This is a genomic window from Candidatus Borrelia fainii, assembly GCF_027925085.1.
GTDB lineage: Bacteria > Spirochaetota > Spirochaetia > Borreliales > Borreliaceae > Borrelia > Borrelia turicatae.
Genome location: NZ_AP027070.1, coordinates 16,315 through 38,565 on the forward strand (window position 1 = coordinate 16,315; position 22,251 = coordinate 38,565).

Genomic DNA, 22,251 nt, shown 5'->3' on the forward strand with positions numbered 1-22,251 from the left:
GATAATCAGATAGTTACTATTTATTTCTTAGATTTACGGTTAATTAAAAATTCATACTTAGTATTTGCATTACTTTCCAACGATGATTTAACAGGTTCAAAGAAATTCCAAGAAATATAAATTGAAAAATTATTTCTCCAAATATAAGAATACCTACCACTACCATCCTTCAAAATATCTGAACTTAAACTATAGTCCCCGACAAATTGCCAATCATAAAAATTAAATTTAAAGCTCGTACTAATTTTTTTGATTTTAAATAATGAATTCTTTCTATCCTGAATATTAAAGAAATTAAATGACTTAAACAGATCCGCAAACAGATTAACCGTTTCAAGATCAACCTGTTCCATATATCCTCCAAAATATCTAAAAGTTTTAGTATTAATAGAACGAGTTGAAAAATTCAACTCAAAAAATTTAGTATACCTAAACTTAAAAATAAACTCAAGCCAAAATTCATTATCAACAAATTTTTGCAAATTCATTTTCCATCCAACATCTGTTCCCAGTCCAATTTTTAATTTTTCATCAAAAAACTTAAAATCATATAAATCTTTTTTATATTGAAAACTTAAAGAATACGGAATAAACTTAGTTGTATCTCCTACCTTTGCAAAATCGCTAATCAATTTATCATATTTATACTCAAAATCATTTTTCATAGCAAATTCAGATCTAAAATCATAAGCACTAAACTTAAACGAAAGTTCAGATACTCCATTAATCAAAGGATCATAAGCAACAAGAAAGATAAGCTTTAAATAATCTAAATATCTTGGTTCTATCTTATAATACAAAGCAGGATACATCTCTAAATTCTTATAAGGGGAAATGGGTTTTAAAGGTTTTAAATTAACAGAAGTATTTTTAAAAACAGATTTCTTCTCGTTTTCCTTAAATTTCTTCTCATATTTAATTCCAATACCTACTTCTTGTAACAAATAAGGAAATTCCATCGCAAACTTAAAATTAGAAGAAGCATATATATTTTCAAAAGTATTTTTCAGCACACCTGAAAGACTAGTAGTAAAAAATCTATAGTCATAAATCAAGCCAAAACTCAATTCTTGATGCAAAGTCTCAGGACTTTTCAAAAAAATGGTATTGCTCTTGCCATTCAACATTTTAGAATCTCTATCATACTTTTTATCAAATGAATAAAGGGTAATTTTGTTCTCAAACTTAATACTACTCCGAGAAAAAGCAGGATACAGCATAAAAGGAAATAAATCCAAATTTATTTTATTAATAAGTGAATGTTCGCTCTTCTTGTCTTTATCGACTAAATTATAATCTTTATCTAAAGGATTATACTCAATAGTATTAAGATACAAAATATCTTCAAAAGTAACAAGCCGATTATAAAAATCAGCATGAAATTTTAAATCTATTTTATTTTTAATCTCAAACAAATAGGTCTCTACATCATATTTAAACTCCTGGGGAGACTTAAATTTAGAATTATCAAAAAATATATTATTTTTAAAATAAGGATTTATTCCCAATCTTATATAAAAAGAATCTTGCTTACTCAGATTATTAGAAATAATTGGGTTGGGAGATAAATAAAAATCTTTGGTTAAATCTTTTTTTTCCTCAAGTTTCTTGGCATTACTTTTATCTTTGTCATTCTCAACATTATCTTCAATATTTTTAACTTTGGGTACCATAATTATTTCTTCACCCTTAAAATTAGAAAGAGAAGTCCAACTGTTATTATAAAGCTCTTTCTGAAAATTTAAGTCGATATAAGGCAGATGAATTCTCTCTAAATAAAACCATTTTCTAGTTGGATCTTCAATGCTTTTAGGATTTTTACCAAAAATATTCTCATAATTGGCTAATTTAAAAGTAAATCCAAGATTATTTAATCTATAATCAATAAGGGCATTATTATCAAAAGTTCGATTATAAAAAGAAGATAAATTCCAATCGAATGTCTTTATCATCTTTTCTGTCTCTGATGAATCTTTTAAAGGACTTAAAATTGAAAAAAATGTTGCACTCTCTAATCTATCTTTAAAGTCAATCATCACATAAGGATCTGAATAATGCTCAAAAATCAATGAAAAAAGCACATCACTAATTAAAAATTCAGACTTAGATTTAAGCAAATACCTAAAGGGAACCTCAAATCCAAATATGTCACCCTTATTTATATTATCAAAACTAAAAAGGGAGTAATTGATATTATTACCCTTAAAAGGGCGATAGTCACCAGAGATATTATGCTTATAGAGAGTTCTTGTCAAGCCTATACCAAAACTACCTTCAAAAGTTTTAAAAAGATCTAAAGTATCACCTAAATTAAAATCAATACCTGAATAAAACCCCAAATTAGAATAAATATCAAAAATCAATTTAACATGGTCTTGATTAACTTTAGAGACAATATCTTCTGCAAAGAAATAAGTTAAATAACCATTTTTAATATAAGATTTTTTATCTGAATTGTATACTGAATGAAAATCAAAATCTAAAAAAGAAACTTCATCAATATTAGCAGATTTTTTACCCAGTAAATATACAGTATTAAAAAGAGTAAGACCTTTCCTTGAAGAATATCCTAAAGACGGATTAAAAAATAAACTATCACCTGGTCTAAAAAAGAATGGGATATAGAATATAGGTACTCTTCCTATATAAAACGCAGCATTTAAAATACCAAGGTCCCCAGATGGCAAAATCCATATCTTAGAGGCTCTAATAGAATAATAAGGTTCTGGAATCTTACTAGTTGTAATAAAAGCCTCTTCTAAAATGTTTGAATCATTATCCAATCTCCTTAAAACTTTGCCCCCAAATGAAACAATATGGTCAATTAAATTTTTATTCATTTTTTTTTGAACAGTTCCATTTTTAAGAAGAAAATTCTGAGAATCAAAATCAATAAATAATTCACCGCCATAAAAATATAACTTCTCATCACTACTTAAATCAAATTTATATTCGACATTTCCACTAGAAAAAAGCTTCTTGGAATTTTTATTAAAAATAATTTTATCACCCTTAATGTTATGCTTTTTATTATCTTTAACGTCTTCAATAATAAGATTTACTTTCCCTTTAAATATGATAGTTTCATCCCCTGTAATCTCATAAGTAAAATTTTCAAGATTATCTGTACTCTCAATGATTATTTTATATCTGCCTATATCTTTGCTAGCTTTTGAAAAAAGTTCAGGGGATATACCAAATTTTTCCAAAAGTAATAACTTTATCTTAGGAATATCTCTCTCTTCAATACCTTCTCTTAATGCCCATTTTTTCAAATCTTCATCACTAGAAAGTTCAAGTTCTTTCAAATTAGCTTTTTGCATTAAAGTTAGATTTTTTTTATCTTTTAAACTTTTCTTATCATTAACATTTTGAGCAAACAAGATAAAACAATTAAAAATATTTACCAAAAATAATATTACAAAAGATCTTTTAAAAACATTCCCGTATAGGAACTTTTGCATTTTGAAACCTCTTCAGGAGTTCCAGATACAACAATATTTCCTCCAGATACTCCACCCTCAGGACCTAAGTCTATTATATAATCTGCCTGTTTAATTACATCTAAATTATGCTCTATAAGGACTACAGTGTTTCCATTTTGAACAAGCAATTGCAATACCTCTAACAATTTTCTTATATCATCAAAATGCAAACCTGTTGTTGGCTCATCAATAATATAAAAAGTCTTTCCTGTACTCTTTTTTCCAAGCTCAAAAGCCAATTTGATCCGCTGAGATTCTCCTCCTGAAAGGGTTGTTGATGCTTGACCTAATTTAATATATTCAAGCCCCACTTCTTTTAAAATCTCTAAATAATGATTAACCTTTGGAATATTTTCAAAAAAACTTTTAGCCTCAAGGACACTCATTTCTAAAACATCATAAATATTCTTTCCCTTATACCTAATCTCCAAAGTTTCCTCATTAAATTTTTTTCCCTTACACAAATCACAGGGAACAAAAACATCAGGCAAAAAATGCATCTGAATATTCAAATATCCATCACCTTGACATTTTTCACAACGCCCACCCTTAACATTAAAAGAAAATCTACCAGCCTTAAATCCTCTTGCTCTAGACTCTGGAAGCCTTGCAAAAAGTTCCCTAATCTCTGTAAAAAATCCAACATAAGTTGCAGGATTTGATCTTGGTGTTTTACCTATTGGTTTTTGATTTACTTGAATAACTTTATCAATTTGCTCATACCCAATGACATCTCCAAAACCATCAAAATAACTTGTATTTGACTTTAACCTACTATCAAGAGCAGGATATAATATATCATTAAGAAGAGTACTCTTTCCACTACCAGAAACTCCCGTTATTACAGTAAAAACTCCCAAAGGAATACGCACATTAATATTTTTTAAATTATTTTTACTAGCATTCAAGAGTACAATTTCAGCTTTTCCTACTTTACGTCTTATTTTTGGAACTTCTATTTTAAGTTGACCGCTTAAATACTTGCCAGTCACACTATGGTCATTATTTAAAATATCAGATAAAGTTCCCTTAGCAACTATCTCTCCACCATAAATCCCAGCTCCAGGTCCAACATCAATAATATAATCAGCGGTACGCAAAGTCTGCTCATCATGCTCTACAACAATTACCGTATTACCAAGTTCTTTCAAATTAACAAGGGTACTTATTAATTTTTCATTATCCCTTTGATGTAATCCAATACTAGGCTCATCAAGTACATAAAGAACTCCAGCAAGAGCCGATCCTATTTGAGTAGCAAGCCTAATTCGTTGAGCCTCACCCCCTGAAAGAGTTCCAGACATCCTATTTAAATATAAATAAGAAAGTCCAACATCAATCAAAAATTTAAGCCTACTTTTAATTTCTTTTAAAATTTCTCTAGAAATTTTAACATCAAGCTCATCGAGCTCAATCTTATCAAAAAAAGAATAAGAATCTATAACAGAAAGATCACTAAGTTCTTGAATATCTTTGCCGCACAACTTAACAGACAAAGCCCCAAGACTTAATCGCTTACCTTTGCAAGCATTGCAAGTTCTGCGAGACATTAAACTCTCATAAAATGATCTAGCACTCTCAGATTCAGTTGCAAGATAACGCCTCTTTAAAAGAGGAATAAGGCCCTCAAATTCCTTAGAATAATAAAAACCACCTTTTATTTCTTTACTCTCCATTTCTTTAGATTTATAGATAAAATCTATCTTTTCATTGGCTCCATACAAAATTTTTTTAAGAATATCTTCAGAAATATCTTTTATGGGAGTATCTAAACTAAAACCATAATGCTTAGCAAGCCCCTTAAAAATTGATAAAGCCCAAGACGAATTGGGTTTAAAAGTAATAAATGCATCATCATTAAAAGAAAGCTTCACATTAGGACAAATCTTCTCAAAATCAAAATCAAGTGTAATGCCAAGACCCGAACATTCACGACAAGCTCCAAATGGACTATTAAATGAAAAAAGTCTTGGTTCTATGACAGGAAGAGAAAAACCACACAAAGAACAACTATTATGTTCTGTAAAAATTTTATCTATTTTTTCTAAATCATTTTCAATTTCTACACGTAAATACCCATTAGAAATCGATAAAGCAGTCTCAATAGATTCTGAAAGTCTAATTCTTACATTACTACTCAATTTTATTCTGTCTACTATAACTTCAATATTATGTTTCTTATTTTTATCTAAGCTCAAACTAACAGCATCTTCTATCAAATAATCTTGAGAATCTACTCTTACCCTACTAAACCCTTGATTTAATATCTTTTCAAGCTCTTTTTTATGAGCACCCTTTGAACCCATAACAACAGGCGCAAATAATATAACTTTAGACCCTTCAGCATAACTTAAAATAACATTAATTATATTATCTAAAGATTGTTCTTCTATTAAACTTCCATCATTTGGACAATATGGCTTACCAATTTTAGCAAATAGCAATCTATAATAATCATAAATTTCAGTAATTGTACCAACAGTTGATCTTGGATTACTGCTTATTGTCCTCTGCTCAATTGAAATAGCAGGAGAGAGTCCGCCTATATACTCAACATTAGGCTTTTTCATTACTCCCAAAAACTGCCTTGCATAAGATGACACAGACTCCATATATCTTCTTTGCCCTTCTACAAAAATTGTATCAAAAGCCAAAGAGGACTTACCAGAACCACTCTTTCCAGATATCACTACCAAACTATTCCTTGGAATATCAACATTAACATTTTTTAAATTATGCTCTCTTGCACCTCTGACAGTAATTTTTTCTCTCAAGACATAAACTCCTCGTCTTTAAAATTTTCACCCCTTACTTAACAAGCTCTCTTATTTTATCTCGCAAAAAGATAGCATCCTCAAATCTTTCATCACAAACTGCCTCTTCAAGTTTAAACTTAAGCTTAATGATAAGATCCTTTTTAGATAATTTGTCATCAGAAATAATTTTTCTAATGTCATAATCAAAGGTTTCATTTTTTAATTCTTTTTCTAAAATATTTTGTACTTTTTTAATAATAGTCCTTGGAATAATATTATTTTTTTTATTGTATTCAATTTGAATATTCCGTCTTCTATTAGTTTCGTCAATAGCCTCTCTCATTGCGCAACTTACGTGATCGTAGTACATTATAACACAACCATTTGAGTTTCTAGCAGCTCTACCAATCATTTGGATCAAAGAAGCAGTAGATCTTAAAAATCCTACTTTATCAGCATCCAGTATGATAACAAGAGAAACCTCGGGAATATCTAAACCTTCCCTTAATAAATTAATACCCACAATAACATCAATTTCTGATTTTCTAAGAGATGTAATAATATCTACTCTCTCAATAGCATTAAACTCTGCATGCAAATATCTAGCCTTTATATCAAGACTTAATAAATAATCTGTTAAATCCTCAGCCATTTTTTTTGTCAAAGTTGTAATTAAAACTTTTTCATTTAAAGCCACTCTTTTTTGAATTTCATTATAAAGATCTTCCATCTGCCCATCTGAAACTCTAAGAATAATTTCTGGATCAATCAAACCCGTTGGACGTATTATTTGTTCAGCAATAACACTACTCTTTTCACACTCTTCAAGGCCAGGAGTTGCTGAAATAAAAACAACCTGATTAATCAAAGATTCAAATTCATGATATTTAAGAGGTCTATTTGCAAGTGCTGATGGAAGTCTAAATCCAAAATTTATAAGATTTAATTTTCTTGAATAATCTCCATTATACATTCCTCTAAACTGAGGCAAAGTAACATGAGATTCATCAATAAATAACAAATAATCTTTGGGAAAAAAATCAAAAAGACAATAGGGTCTATCCATCTCGCTATCACTAAAGTATTTAGAATAATTTTCTATGCCCTGACAAGATCCAGTCTCTCTTAACATTTCAATATCATATTTTACTCTCTGATTAAGTCTTTCAGCCTCAACAAACTTACCATTTTCTTTCAAAGAATGATATTGTGTTTCTAAATCAACTTGTATTTTAGGAAGAGCATCCAATATATTTTCATAAGGAATAACAAAATAAGACTTAGCAAAAAAAGTAAATTCATCAGTAGATCCCAATACCTTTTTTGTAAGTGGACTAATCCTGTTTATCCTAACAATCTCATCAAAATCTAAATAAATTTTATATGCAAAATCACCATGCTCATTACTAGGCCATACTTCAATAACATCACCTTTAATAGAAAACTTATCATGTTCAAGATTCATAAGCGTCCTTTCATACTGAAGCTTAACAAAAATATCTGCTATCTCTTTAATAGAAATCTTTTGCCCTACAAAAAAAACATGTGCAGCATTCTTAAAAAATTTTGGAGAACCTAATGCATAAATCGAAGAAACTGTAGCAACAACAATAACATCTCGCCTCCTAGAAAGAGATGTTATTGTCCTTATCCTCTTTATTTGAATATCTTCATTAATAGAGGCTTCCTTTTCTATATATAAATCTTTTGATGGAAGATAAGATTCAGGCTGATAATAATCATAATAAGAAACAAAATACTCAACTGCATTATCTGGAAAAAAGTCCTTAAATTCCCTATAAAGCTGTGCAGCTAAAGTTTTATTATGACTAATTATCAAAGCAGGTTTCTCTAAATTCCTAATAATATTAGCCATTGTAAAAGTTTTACCGCTACCTGTAACACCCTTTAAAGTCTGATATTTATTATCAAGTAAAATAGATTCCTCAATTTCTCTAATTGCTTTTGATTGATCACCAGCAGGAAAATAATCAGACCTTAAACAAAATTGCATGAAAACCTCAAATAAAAAAATTGTAACTCAAAATATAATAACTAATTCTACACTTAATACTTTATTACTCTATAATTTATATTATAGATTCTCAAATAATAAAATAAAGGAAAATAGTATGAAAAATAATAAACTTAAAAAAAAAGTAGAAAAATACATTCAACTTGAAAAAAACAAATATTTTAAAGATGAAGCGATAAGATTACTTAATGAAAATAATGAGAGAGAACTGTACAATAGATTTTATAAAGAACTAGAATTTGGCACTGCTGGAATGAGAGGTATCATTGGAGCTGGAACATACTATATCAATACCTACAATATTACAAAAACAAGCCAAGGAATTGCCAATTACATCCTTGAAATCACACCAAATCCTAAAGTTATAATAAGTTATGATTCAAGATACTTCTCAAAAAACTTTGCATATGACGCTGCCGAAATTTTTGCATCAAATGGCCTTAAAGTTTATATATACAAGAATCTAAGATCAACACCCCAGTTATCATATACAGTTAGAAAATTAGATTGCGATCTTGGAATAATGATAACAGCAAGTCATAATACAAAAGAATACAATGGATATAAAGTATATTGGAAAGGGGGTGCTCAAATAATACCTCCTCATGATACACAAATAATATCAGAAATCAAAAAAGTATCTAATATTAAAAATACACTTATAAAAAAAGAAGGTATAAATAAGCAAACAATAATTGAACTTAATGATGAGATTGATATAGCATACATAGAAAAAATAAATGAAGAATTTCCTGATTTCAATAAAAAAAGCAAAAACATAAATTTAAAAATAGCATATACTCCTTTGCACGGGACAGGAGGAACAATAATAAAGGAATTATTTAAAGGCAGTAAAGTAGAACTTTTAATTGAACCAAGTCAAATAATCCCTGACCCAGAATTTCCGACAGTCAATTATCCTAATCCTGAAGAACATACTACCATGTCTAAAGTAATAGAACTTGCAAAAAAAGAAAACTGTGATATTGCATTTGCAACCGACCCAGATGCTGATAGGATGGGTATAGCCTTTAATGAGGGTAAAAAATGGAAAACTCTAAACGGCAATCAAATTGCATGCATTTTAATGAATTACTTATTATCTAGAGAAAAGAATCCTAAAAATGTATTTGTTATAGCTTCTTTCACTACAACACCAATGCTAAATAAGATAGCAAAAAAATATAACTCAACATTATATAGAACATATACAGGATTTAAATGGATAGGGCACTTAATAGATGAGATAAAAACAAAAGAACCAAATCAAAAATTTATTTTTGGATGTGAAGAAAGTTATGGATACTTAATTGGAACTGGAACTAGAGATAAAGACGCATTTTCAGCCATAAAAGGATTTTGTGACTTAATGTTAACATTAAAAAAGAATCAAATAACAATAGGAAAATATCTTCAAGAAATGTACAAAGAATTTGGATATTATGAAGACTTTATAATTAATAAAAGTTTTCAAGGAAGTAATGGGGAGTTTTTAAGAGAAGAATTAATGTCAAAATTTAGGAACGAAATTAAAAAAAATTTTGCAGGAATTAACATAATCAAAAAATTAGACTTCAAACAATTAACAGAAACCGATATGAATGGCAATGTATATAAAATAACAAAATACAAACATACTACAAATGCAATAAAATTTTTATTAGAAAACGAAATAAAAATAATCATTAGGCCATCTGGAACAGAGTCAAAGATTAAATTTTACGTATCCATATATTCAAGATACGAACAAAAAAACAATATTTTTGATATAATAAACAGTATAAAAATGGAGATAGAAAAGTATTAAGATAGCAGAGAACCTAATAAATTTAGTTGAAGTAGCCGCTAGAGAAGTTGCTAGAAAAAATAAAAATAGAGAAGTTTCAATTTGGCATTTATTAATGTCTATATTAGTTTGTCCAAAAAAATCTGAGATAAAAAAAATAGATACCAAAACTTTAAAAAATATTAAACAAGATACATTATGTGAAATAGAAAAGTTAGAAAAAGTTTTAATTGGTACTAATGAAATTATAATTCCAAAGATAAACAGAGAAATTTTTATTCTTATTGAACAAACAAAAAAAGAATTTAAGTCTAAAACCTCAATAGGCATAAAAGAGATTTTTTATCAAATCTTAAAAACGAAAAAACTTCTCAAGAAATATAAACTTAATAAATTAAGCTTCAACTTTAATGAAGAAAATATGATAGCAAGTATAGACAAAATAAGGTTAATTGAAACATATAAAGAATTTGAAGATGAAATAAGACTTACAAATGACTATTTTGAAATTGATAAATACGTTAAAAACTTGACAATACTTGCAAAAGAAAAAAAACTCAATCCTCTAATCGGTCGTGAAAAAGAAATTCAATCACTAATAAACATACTTGAGAGACGAAATAAAAATAGCACAATTTTAATAGGAGAACCTGGCGTTGGCAAAACAGCAATTGTTGAAGGCCTTGCCATCAAAATTGCAAATAAAGAAATAAAAAATCAACTACAAAACAAAGTAATACTACAAATCGACACTTCCGATTTAGTCTCAGGAACAAAATATAGAGGCGAATTCGAAGAAAGATTAAACAACATAATTAAATTCATTAAAAACAATAAAAACATAATAATATTTATTGATGAAATACACACTCTAATAGGAGCTGGAAACTCTGAAGGCTCTATTGACGCAGCAAATATTTTAAAACCCGTTTTGTCTCGTTCTGCAATACAAATCATAGGTGCAACAACTTATGATGAATATAGAAAACATATTTCTAAAGATAAGGCATTTACTAGAAGATTTCAAACAATATCTATCAAAGAACCTGATGAAAAAGAAACTCTCAATATAATCAATAACATAATAAAAAACTTTGAAGATTATCATGGTGTCACTTATGAAAAAGAAGCCATAGAAAATGTCATCAAGATATCATCACAATATCTAATTAACAAAAGATTTCCCGATAAAGCAATTGATCTAATTGATATTGCCGGAGCTCAAAAAAAGCAAAAAGAAACAAATAAAAAAATAATCAATGTAGAAGATATTAAAAGCGCAACAGATGAACTATTAAATATTAAGATAAAATCTAACATCAAAGAAGAAATTGATACGCTTAAAACAGAAGCAATACACATAAAAGAAAAAATAATTGGGCAAGAATGTGCCATAAATGAAATAATTATAGAAATGGTCAAAACAAAGCTCGAAATCAATAATAATACGCAACCTTTAACATCAATATTGCTCATAGGTTCAAGCGGGAGCGGAAAAACAATGATAGCAAAAACAATATCAAGCATCATTATTGAGGATCAAAACTCAACACTAAAGCTAGACATGTCAGACTATAGAGAAGAAACCTCCATATCAAAATTAATAGGAACGAATCCAGGATATACAGGCTATGCTGACGGTGGTATTTTAACAAACAGATTAAAACATAATCCTAGAGCCTTTATTATATTTGAAAACATCGAACATGCTCATAATTCTGTGCTTACTATTATAGAACAAATACTTGAGCAGGGAGAGTTAATTACTAGTAAAGAAGACAAAATATCCTTTAAAAATACCATTATTGTTTTAAGTACATCTATTGGCACCAAAACACTACTTGGAAAGGGAAGTATTGGATTTAATAAAACAGACAATAATATAAATATCAAAAACGAAATCAACAATGAGCTTAAGACAAGATTCAAATCATCACTATTAGACAAAATACAAAAAAAAATAATTCTTAATATCTTAAAAGAAGAAGATCTCAGCTTAATTTATAACAACTATTGCAAAGAACTTACTAAAAAATTTAGGCTAAAAAATATTCAAATAGAGATTGATGATAATCTTAAAAATCATATAATCAGCAAATATTATGATAAAAATTCCGGAGCAAGAAGCGTTTTAAATGCAATAAAAGAACAAATAGAAGAAAAAATTATCAATCAAATATTCAAAAATCCCAATATTAATTTAATAAAAATATATTTAGACCAAAATAATATAAAAATTAAACAAAAGGAAATCTTATGTTCAAGAAAGTAGAAAGCAAAGTAAATTTCCCTAAGATAGAAGAGAAAATATTAAAATTTTGGAATGATAATAAAATTTTTGAAAAATCAATACAACAAAGAGAAGGTTGTGAAGAATTTACATTCTATGATGGACCCCCATTTGCAACAGGACTCCCACATTTTGGACACTTCGTTCCAAATACAATTAAAGATATCATTCCAAGATATAAAACAATGAAAGGCAAACAGGTTAAGAGATATTTTGGATGGGATACTCATGGTTTACCCGTAGAATATGAAGTAGAAAAATCCTTAAAAATCTCTGGAAGATACGAAATAGAAAAATATGGAATTGATAAATTTAACGAAGAATGTAGAAAGATAGTTCTTAGATACACAAAAGAATGGCAAAAAACAATTTCAAGATTAGGCAGATGGATCGACTTTGAAAACAATTACAAAACAATGGATACAACCTTTATGGAATCTGTATGGTGGGTATTCCAAACACTTTATAATAAAGGCTTAATTTATGAAAGCTACTATGTACTACCATATTCTCCGAAACTTGCAACTCCTCTTTCAAACTTTGAGGTTAATCTCGGTGAATATAAGGAAATTCATGACCCATCACTAACTATAAAATTTAAAATTAAAGATAAAAATGAATACTTACTCGCATGGACAACAACTCCTTGGACACTACCTACAAATCTTGGAATTGCTGTTGGCAAAGATATAGATTACTCTAAAATATTTGATAAGGAAAAAGATGAAACATTCATAATCGGCACAAAAAGGTTAAATCACTATTATAAAGATGAAAAAGCATATACAGTAATAGAACAATTTAAAGGTGAGTATATTAAAGGAATAGAATATGAACCCATATTTAACTATTTCCTAAACCAACGGGATAAAGGGGCTTTCAAGATTCATACAGCAGAATATGTCACAACTGATGATGGAACAGGAATAGTACATATCGCACCCTTTGGAGAAGAAGACTATAACATACTCAAAAATAATACAAAAACCGACATGATCACACCTATAGATGCTGAATGCAGATTTACAAACGAAGTAAAAGATTTTGAAGGACTATTTGTTAAAAATGCAGATAATAAAATAATAGAAAAACTAAAATCAATGAACCTTTTATTCAAACGAGAAAACTTTTTACACAGATATCCATTTTGCTACAGAACAAATTCACCTCTAATTTACAGACCCATAAGCTCATGGTTTGTCAATATTGAAATAATAAAAGAAAAGCTCATAAAATCAAACGAGCAAATAAACTGGATGCCTTCACACTTAAAAAAAGGACGATTTGGCAAATGGCTAGAAAATGCACGAGATTGGGCAATAAGCAGAAACAGATTTTGGGGAAATCCAATACCAGTTTGGATATGTTCAAAGACAGGAAACAAAATATGTATAGGATCTAAAGAAGAACTTGAGAGACTTTCAGGACAAAAAGTGAATGACTTACATAAAGATAAAGTTGATAAAATTACTTGGCCAAGTGAATACGGTGGTGTATATGTTCGAACAAGTGAAGTCTTAGACTGCTGGTTTGAATCTGGTTCTATGCCCTACGCAAGCAAGCATTATCCATTTAAAGACAAAGACAACTTCCATAATATTTTTCCTGCTGATTTCATTGCAGAAGGTCTAGATCAAACAAGAGGATGGTTTTATACATTAACAATCCTAGGAACTGCACTTTTTGAAAACACAGCGTTTAAAAATGTAATAGTTAATGGATTAGTATTATCTAGTGATGGAAGAAAAATGTCAAAATCACTTAGAAATTACACAGATCCAATGGAAGTAATAAACACATTTGGAGCTGATGCTTTAAGACTTTACCTAGTAATGAGTCCCGTGATAAGAGGCGATGATTTAAAGTACAGTGATGATGGAGTTAAAGATGTTTTAAAAAATATTATAATCCCTATCTGGAATGCTTACTCATTTTTCATAACTTATGCAATAATTGATAAATTTGAACCTAACAATAACATAAATCTACACAAAACTAATATCCTTGATAAATGGATAGTTAGCGAAGTCGAAAGTCTAAAAAAAATATTAAATGAAGAAATAGATAAATATAACTTAACAAAATCAATAGAAGAACTTCTTGCATTTATTGACAAACTAAATAATTGGTATATCAGAAGATCAAGAAGAAGGTTTTGGAAATCCGAGAATGATAATGATAAAATAGATGCCTATGAAACACTATATTATGTAATAAAAAACTTAATATTGATGCTTGCACCATTTATCCCGTTCCTAACAGAAGAAATTTATCAAAATCTAAAGACCAAAGATGAAAAAGAATCAATCCACCTAAACAAATACCCACAAGCAATTGACAAGCTTATTAACATAGATCTTGAAGAAAAAATGAACTTTATAAGAAAAGTTGTTTCAATCGCAAGATCACTAAGAGCATCGCATAATATCAAAATACGGAAACCCATAAGCACAATCTATGTTGTGACCAAGGATCAAAAAGAACAACAAATACTAAATGAAATGAAAGAAATAATACTTGAAGAAATTAACGCAAAAGAAATACAAATCAAATCCAATGAAGAAGAACTTGTAACTTACAAAGCAAAAGCAAACTTCAAAGAACTTGGAAGTAAACTTGGCGTAAATATGAAAGCAGGATCATTAGAAATAATGAAACTAACAAACGAAGATATATTAAAAATAATAAACGGTAATAAACATATAATTAAAATCAATGAAAATACATATGATATTACGCTAAAAGATATAATCTTAGAAAAACATGAAAGAGAAAATTTAAAAATAATAAATGAAGACTCTATCACAATTGGATTAAGTGCACTAATAACAGAAGAATTATATTTAGAAGGACTTTCAAGAGAACTTATAAGAAAAGTACAAAATTTAAGAAAAGAAAATAATTTTAATGTTAGTGATAGAATAATACTATACATAGATAACAGTGACATATTGAAGAAAATAACAAATCAATTTGAAAGCTATATTAAAACGGAAACCTTAACACTTAAAATAGAAATTAATAAAGAAAAGGCATTAACAAAAGTAGAACTTGACGACGAAATATTCATAAATATAGGTATCAAAATATGGCCAAATTAATTATCAAAATTTTCACGGCTATTCTTTTTATAGGATGTGAAACTTTAAATTACTGTGCACCTAAGAACAACACATCTTCAATTATGTTGTTAGACCCATCATCAGACATATACGCTTACATCAATCTATCTAAAAACAGATTTATCTACAATGAACTCAAATTCAAATACAAAATCGGTCTTAACACTGTTGGTAATTTATACTTAAGTTACACAAAAGACTCAGGAACTTTCTCAGCAATAATAACAGGAAATTTTCCCAAAAATATATTTTGGGGAATACAAAATAACTCAAATTTTGAATCCTATGGAAACATATTTATAAAACCAAAATGGAAGATAAAAAATTCAAATATATATATCACTCCCACTAAAAATAAAAAAGGAATTCTAATAAACCAAAAAGAAACAACTCATAAAAGTGAAAACATACTAACAGCAAAATATATTGACATACTTGACCAAAATGAAATATTCCTTTGGATAAAGGATATAGCTAAACTAATGCCAAATAACATAAAAAAAATAAATCATATTCCATTCAACAAGGGAATATTCATTGCAAACAGTGAAAATGACCAGGATTATAACTTACAAGTTTACTTACATACTGATAATCCAACAATACTATCTATTTTATCAAAGAAACTAATACCAATCCTATTAGCAAGCATGACAAAAATAATAATCTCAAGTCCTATAAAAACTAGAATAAAAGATCAAAATACCGTAGAACTTAAATTTAATGTTAACAAAATAAAAGTCAAAGAATTTATAACAAGTTTAATACTAAATAAAGACAAAGAATCCCAAGCATCTAAATCAAATAGGCCATACTACTAATAAAATAAATTTAAGACCGTCTTTTATATAAACTCAATTTACAGAACCTACAAAAGCAACTATCTTTCAATTACATACAATCTCATACTTAATATAAACAAAATCAGTATGTGCAAATTTTTATTTAAATTTTACCTTAAGAATCCCTTCTTATATTAAGATATTCACTTAATTTGACCTTAAATCAATACAAAACGATAAGCTTAGGATGAATTTAAATTACCAACAATCAACCTCCCATGATAAGCTTTCGCACCTAGAATAGTATCAATAGCATCAACATTATCCTTACTCACCTTACCTGCAACAACAATTTCTAATTTTTCTCCAGCCATCAATATTAAATCCTGAAGTATCATAAGTGAATCTTCCGCTTTAAAGCCTCCTCCTGAAGTCAATATTCTATGAACACCAATATCTAAAAGATTAGCCACAGAAGATCTAATATCACAAGTCTCATCAACTGCTTTATGAAAGGTAACTTTTAAAGGGTAAGATAAACTTAGCAAGTTTTTAGTTCTACCTATGTCAATTTCATAATCATCCTTTAAAATCCCAAAAACTACACCTTCCACTCCAAGACTCTTGCAAATCTCAATATCTTCCTTCATAGCCTGAAATTCTAAATTAGAATACACAAAACTCCCACATCTTGGTCTAATCATAACAACAATAGGAATATCCAACCTTTCCTTTAAAACTTTTATGGTGCCATAAGAAGGCGTGGTTCCTCCACAAGTCGTATTTTCACAAAGCTCGATTCTATCAGCACCAAGCTTAACAGCATTTAAAGCCTCCAATATATTAAAAACACATGCCTCTCTTATCATCTAAACACCTAAATTACATAACAATTGATTTTCAACAAAATAATGATATAATGCTCCAATTTTACCAGAATCATTATTAAATTTAGTTGTTTCAACTCTAACAAGTTTCTTGATATCATTATTATAAATATGAGCCAATTCTAAAGACCATAAATTTTCTAATTTATCATATATTTTACTTATTAAATCCGGTCGTGAACTTATTCCGCCTCCAACTAAGATTTTTTCAGGATTTAAAATAAAAGTTAAATTAAAAATTCCAAATGATAAAGTTTCAAAAAAATGTTCGATTTCATTTCTAGCATGTATATTACCACTATCAGCAAGCTCAAAAACATATTCTCCAGAAACTTCTTCAAATTTCATTCCCAAACGCTCAGCAACCTTTCTCCTTAAGGCTGCAACAGAAGCAATAGATTCCCATCTACAATTAAAAGGAATATTATTTTCAAGCCCTCTGGTTATCATAAACCCAATTTCACCAGACATAAAAGAATATCCCCGCAAAAGTTTTTCCCATTCATAAATATTCCAGCACCAATGCCTGTTCCAAGAGTCAACGCAACAAAATCATCAAAATGAATAGCATTACCTTTAAATTTTTCTGCTAAAGCCACACAATTAGCATCATTTTCAATCTCAACATTTACCCCTGTTAAGGCTTCAAGCCTTTCTTTTAAAGGATAATGAGTAAATCCTTTAATAGCATTCACTCTAATTACAATGCCCTTAGGATCAACAAACCCAGGCATGCAAATCGCAACACCTTTAATATTTTCTTTTCTTTTATAAGAATTAATTACATCGACTAAAACACCAACTTGCTCATCAGAAGTAGTACCTGATTTAACTTCATGTTTATCAAAAAAATTACCGCAACTATCTACAAGAGAATATTTAGTATTAGTACCTCCAACATCAATTGAAATGTAACGTTCCATACAAATCTCCTTATTTTAAAATATCCAGGTAATTATACAACAAAAAATTAAAAACTCTCTATAGTAATCTTAGAAACTGTTGAAATTTTACTTATAACTATCTGAGTCTTAATCTCTTCCTTCAAATAAGAAACATGAGATATTATACCAATTTGACGCCCATCAACACGCTGAAAATCAGAAATCTTTGGAATAACCATTTTTAAAGTATCCTCATCAAGACTCCCAAATCCCTCATCAAGAAAAAATGCTTCTATTTTAAGCTCACTATCTCTTATCATGTCTGAGAGAGCTAGAGAAAGCGACAAAGATACAAGAAATTTCTCACCACCAGATAGAGTTTTAACACTACGAATCATATTTCCATCTTTTTTGCTTTTAACTAGAAAATTAAAATCTTTACTATTTGTATCAATTTCAAGCTCAAAATCAGGCAGAATAATATTTAAATACTTTTTATTTGATATACTTAAAATTTCATCAATCAAAAAACTCTGAACATAATACTTTAAACTAGGAGAAGTAGTAACAACTTTTTTTAAAATTTCCAATTTATCATTACGCTCATTTACACTACTTAATTCACTCTTAATATTCTCTAAATTAATCTCATGTGTATTAAGTTCTGCTTTAAGCTCCTTCAAGCTTGAAAAATTTGTCTCATACTTACTAATCTCCTTAGAGATAACCTCAATTTGAAATGTAAAATCGGATCTCAACTTCATAAAATGCTCTAAACTATTTTTACTAGGAGTTAAAGAATCAAGTGAAAAAATAGGATCCTTAACAAAAGGAACACCTTTAATTAATCTTTTAAAATTAACAAAACTAGAAGTAAAATTATCAAGTTTATCTTTAATCTCTACTTCACAATCTAATATAGTTTGTTCCATCATCTCAATTTGACTTTCAAGTTTAAGTTTTTCATTATTTATATTATCAAGACACGAATTTAATTTAACCTGATCATTTTCTATGTCTCTTTTAGACCTTAAAAATTTTTCAAACTCTCTCTCAATTAAAGCGGGCTTACTTAGACTTATCTTTAAATTAACATTAGATAATAAATTTTTTATTTTACCTAAATTTTCTTTAATTTCTACTTCCTTTAAAGAAATTTTGGAATTTAAATCATCAAGCATTGATTTTAAAGCTGAAATTTCCTTAAGTTTACCTTCAAAAATCAAAATCTTATTCTTATTAGAATAATCTATATATTTTTGAAATAAATTTTGACCAATTCTTTTTAAAATTTCTGCATTATTTTTCTTAAAATTTAAGACACAACCCTCCCATTTAATTTTACTTTCTTTATTATGCAAGATATCAACTTTAAGAATATCTAACTCAGATTGCAAAATTTGAAGCTTTGAATTCAATTTGAAAAGCTCATTTAAACTACTGATTTTTAATTCTTCTTTTCTTTGATATACTTTATATGCATCCTCATGATGTTTAAGATCCTCTATATCTTTCTCAACAGACTGTCTCTTGTTATTAAGATGTTCTAAAAAATCTCTATATAAATCAATTTTAATATTGCTCTCAATAGCTTGTGATAAATCACTATCATTTGACTTTAACAACAAGTCTAATTCATTTTTATATCTCAATATTAATTCTTCACAAAACCCCTTTAATAACTTTAATGCCTCATAATAAACATACTTATCAAAATTAAATGATATTTTTTCTGAATTAATACTTTTGATTTCGACGTTTTTTATCTCCTGTTCTACTAATAATTCTTTTCTTTGTGTTTCTAATTGACTCTCTTTTACAAGCAAGCTATTATAAGCATCCTCATCAAAAGTCATCTCACGTAAAATAACATTCTCATAATATAATTCTTTTACATAATCAAAATTAAAATTGTCTAAATCCAAATATTTCAATTCTTCTAAGTCCCTTTGAATATTTACAAGCTCTAACGAGAACCGATTTTTATCATTTAATAGTTCGCTTTGCCTTTGAACAAAATTTTTTAAATCCAAAAAATCATTAGAATTATAAAACTTAAGTTTTTCATCTAATTTTAATTTACTCTTTTTCTGCAAAAAATACTCATTATTTAACTTCTTTCTGCTAAAGACTTTAGAAGATAATTCCAATTTCAAATTATCTATCCTATGTTGAATATCTAAATAATTTTGATTGAACTTTATTAGTTCATCACAAATAACTATCAAATCATAAACATTGCAAAGATTTTCTTTTAAAACTTTTACATCAATTAAATTCAAAGATTCAGTCAATTCATTTATTTTTTTTTCATTAATGCTCAATCTCTTTCTTTCTTCTGTATCTAAAAGTACTAATCTTTCTTTATTTAATTTTGCAAGTTCTAATTCTTTCTTTAAAAAAATTTCTATATCATCATACTTTTTTAAATTAAAAATATTGTCAATTATTGCTGTTTTATTTTTTGGTTTTGAAGTTAAAAACTCCTGAAAATTACCTTGGGGTAAAATAACAGTTTGACAAAACTGTTTAAAATCTAACCTACAAAGACTCTTTATATAAGACAAAACATCATCTTTATTCTCAATAAAACTCCCATCACTAAAACAAGTAAGTACCATATTTTTGGGGGTTTCCTTTTGTCTTGTATTAAGTTCAATAAATGACTCATAAACTTTTCCAGAAATAGTGAAAGTAAGTTTAACATAAGCACTATCAAAACCTTTAGAAATTGAATCTGAAATATTTTTATCAAGTCTATAAACTCGTGCATAAAGAGCAAGAGTAATACAATCCAAAATTGTACTCTTCCCAGCTCCAGTATTTCCAGAAATCAAAAAAATTCCCGAATTTTTTAAAACAGAAACATCAAAATTGATCTCATATTCACCTTTATAAGAAGCAATATTCTTAAATACTAACTTATTTATCCTCATATTCGCCTGCTCTTCCCTTAAGTAATATTTCTTCAAAAAGAGCAATAAGTTCTTCTTCCTTAAATTTATTTCCTCTCCTAAAACCATTCTTAATATCTTTTTTTAATTTTTCCTGGAAAAAATACTTCTCATCCCTACTTAGTACCTCATCTCTATTAAGCAACATTCGTCTTTCTTTTAAGGACTCTTCTTCTGAATATACGCAATGATAATAAATATCAAATATATTGATTAAACTTGATTTTGCAAAAGCATAAATCTGCTCTTCAAATTCAGAAGCCACTTTCTCATTAAGCTCAATTTTTAAGTAACACAAATAAGAAATTTCATTCTTAATTTTATGCAAATCATTCATAATCTCATTAAAAGAACCTTTTAAAAGGGACAATTTACCAAATATAGGAAGTAAAACCTTATTTTGCTCAACTAATCTATTTTCACTAAAAAACAAGACATTCACATATTTTTTAATATCCTCATCAAATGAATACTGAATTGGTGAACCTGAATAAACTACATTATCTTTTAACTTCTTAAAATCATGAATATGTCCAAGTGCAACATAAGAAAAATTATTGCCAAAAACACTTACAGGTAAAATAGGACTATTTCCAATACTACCAACTACATTACTACTAGAAAAAAAATAATGTGCAATCAATATTCTAGGGATATGAAGATACTGCCCATCAAGGGACCCAATAGCATTTGATATTTGCTCTTTATAAGCTTTTTCAAGATTTTTAAGAAAGACATCATTATGTAGTTCTATATTTTTACAATCTTGATCCACAATCAGCCTTTCATTAAGATAAGGCATGCAAACAATAATAAACTTAACATCACCACGGTCTTTTAAAAACAACACTCGCTTAGAAAGTTCATTTTCAGTAACTAAAAAAAAATTAAACCTTGATAGTATATTTTTATTAATATTAAAATAATCTCTTTGATCATGATTTCCAGTAATAACTACACACCATTTACAAGAAGTAAAAGATAATTCGTAAAAAAAATCATTTATTAACTTTTGTTCTTCAAATCCAGGTCTCTTTGAATCATAAACATCACCAGCAATAAGTAAAAGATCAATTTTTTCATTTTTAATAAATTTCAATAAAAAATCTAAAAACTTCTCTTGCTCACTAATCCTAGAAAAATATCCAATTTTTTTACCAATATGCCAATCAGACGTATGTAAAACTCTATAATTACTCATAAATACCAAACTATTTTTATTGAAAAATTACAACAATTTATACATTATGTTATATTATATATATATAAG

At 28.0% G+C, this 22,251-nt stretch carries 10 protein-coding genes and 1 pseudogene; 4 read left to right on the top strand and 7 right to left on the bottom strand.

From position 1 onward, the window contains the following. Positions 1 to 20: 20 nt before the first annotated feature. Genes QMG63_RS00085 through uvrB form a run of 3 tightly spaced genes read right to left on the bottom strand, consistent with a single transcriptional unit; the run spans position 21 to position 8,255 of the window. Complete coding sequence (locus QMG63_RS00085) at positions 21 to 3,464, bottom strand: LPS-assembly protein LptD (RefSeq protein WP_281860635.1); 3,444 nt, start codon at positions 3,462 to 3,464, stop codon at positions 21 to 23. Further along, positions 3,419 to 6,259 carry an excinuclease ABC subunit UvrA gene (gene uvrA / locus QMG63_RS00090; RefSeq protein WP_281860637.1) on the bottom strand — a complete coding sequence of 947 codons (2,841 nt, stop codon included), beginning with the start codon at positions 6,257 to 6,259 and terminating at the stop codon, positions 3,419 to 3,421. Before uvrA ends, QMG63_RS00085 begins: the two co-directional genes overlap by 46 nt. Before the next feature lie 34 nt (positions 6,260 to 6,293). After that, complete coding sequence (gene uvrB, locus QMG63_RS00095) at positions 6,294 to 8,255, bottom strand: excinuclease ABC subunit UvrB (protein WP_281860638.1); 1,962 nt, start codon at positions 8,253 to 8,255, stop codon at positions 6,294 to 6,296. Between the two features lie 118 nt (positions 8,256 to 8,373). On the opposite strand from uvrB, the gene QMG63_RS00100 reads away from it, so the two are divergent. The 4 genes from QMG63_RS00100 (at position 8,374) to QMG63_RS00115 (ending at position 16,295) form a co-directional block, all read left to right on the top strand. Next, complete coding sequence (locus QMG63_RS00100; protein ID WP_281860640.1) at positions 8,374 to 10,083, top strand: phospho-sugar mutase; 1,710 nt, start codon at positions 8,374 to 8,376, stop codon at positions 10,081 to 10,083. 94 nt (positions 10,084 to 10,177) lie between these two features. After that, the gene (locus QMG63_RS00105; RefSeq protein WP_281860642.1) at positions 10,178 to 12,334 is read left to right on the top strand and encodes an AAA family ATPase; all 2,157 of its coding nucleotides are present in this window, start codon (positions 10,178 to 10,180) and stop codon (positions 12,332 to 12,334) included. After that, the gene (gene ileS, locus QMG63_RS00110; protein WP_281860643.1) at positions 12,319 to 15,453 is read left to right on the top strand and encodes an isoleucine--tRNA ligase; all 3,135 of its coding nucleotides are present in this window, start codon (positions 12,319 to 12,321) and stop codon (positions 15,451 to 15,453) included. Before QMG63_RS00105 ends, ileS begins: the two co-directional genes overlap by 16 nt. Continuing rightward, complete coding sequence (locus QMG63_RS00115; RefSeq protein WP_281860645.1) at positions 15,441 to 16,295, top strand: hypothetical protein; 855 nt, start codon at positions 15,441 to 15,443, stop codon at positions 16,293 to 16,295. The genes ileS and QMG63_RS00115 overlap by 13 nt, the downstream gene beginning before the upstream one ends. A gap of 203 nt (positions 16,296 to 16,498) precedes the next feature. Here the strand turns inward: QMG63_RS00115 and QMG63_RS00120 are convergent, their stop codons facing one another. The 4 genes and pseudogenes from QMG63_RS00120 to sbcD all read right to left on the bottom strand — a co-directional run bounded on the left by QMG63_RS00120 (position 16,499) and on the right by sbcD (position 22,182). Continuing rightward, positions 16,499 to 17,125, bottom strand: a complete 627-nt coding sequence (locus QMG63_RS00120) for a copper homeostasis protein CutC (RefSeq protein ID WP_281860647.1) — start codon at positions 17,123 to 17,125, stop codon at positions 16,499 to 16,501. Next, positions 17,126 to 18,066 (bottom strand): annotated as a pseudogene (locus QMG63_RS00125) (ROK family protein). A gap of 47 nt (positions 18,067 to 18,113) precedes the next feature. Then, positions 18,114 to 20,963 (bottom strand): AAA family ATPase, encoded by a 2,850-nt coding sequence (locus tag QMG63_RS00130; RefSeq protein WP_281860649.1) that lies wholly within the window; start codon positions 20,961 to 20,963, stop codon positions 18,114 to 18,116. Beyond that, complete coding sequence (gene sbcD / locus QMG63_RS00135; protein ID WP_281860651.1) at positions 20,950 to 22,182, bottom strand: exonuclease subunit SbcD; 1,233 nt, start codon at positions 22,180 to 22,182, stop codon at positions 20,950 to 20,952. Before sbcD ends, QMG63_RS00130 begins: the two co-directional genes overlap by 14 nt. Between the last annotated feature and the right edge of the window lie 69 nt (positions 22,183 to 22,251).

Bases quoted from the DNA above. Each gene is read 5' to 3' on its own strand.
- QMG63_RS00100 (WP_281860640.1), top strand. From the start codon at position 8,374: ATGAAAAATAATAAACTTAAAAAAAAAGTAGAAAAATACATTCAACTT.
- QMG63_RS00115 (WP_281860645.1), top strand. From the start codon at position 15,441: ATGGCCAAATTAATTATCAAAATTTTCACGGCTATTCTTTTTATAGGA.
- sbcD (WP_281860651.1), bottom strand. From the start codon at position 22,182: ATGAGTAATTATAGAGTTTTACATACGTCTGATTGGCATATTGGTAAA.
- QMG63_RS00130 (WP_281860649.1), bottom strand. From the start codon at position 20,963: ATGAGGATAAATAAGTTAGTATTTAAGAATATTGCTTCTTATAAAGGT.
- QMG63_RS00105 (WP_281860642.1), top strand. From the start codon at position 10,178: ATGTCTATATTAGTTTGTCCAAAAAAATCTGAGATAAAAAAAATAGAT.
- ileS (WP_281860643.1), top strand. From the start codon at position 12,319: ATGTTCAAGAAAGTAGAAAGCAAAGTAAATTTCCCTAAGATAGAAGAG.
- QMG63_RS00120 (WP_281860647.1), bottom strand. From the start codon at position 17,125: ATGATAAGAGAGGCATGTGTTTTTAATATATTGGAGGCTTTAAATGCT.
- uvrB (WP_281860638.1), bottom strand. From the start codon at position 8,255: ATGCAATTTTGTTTAAGGTCTGATTATTTTCCTGCTGGTGATCAATCA.
- QMG63_RS00085 (WP_281860635.1), bottom strand. From the start codon at position 3,464: ATGCAAAAGTTCCTATACGGGAATGTTTTTAAAAGATCTTTTGTAATA.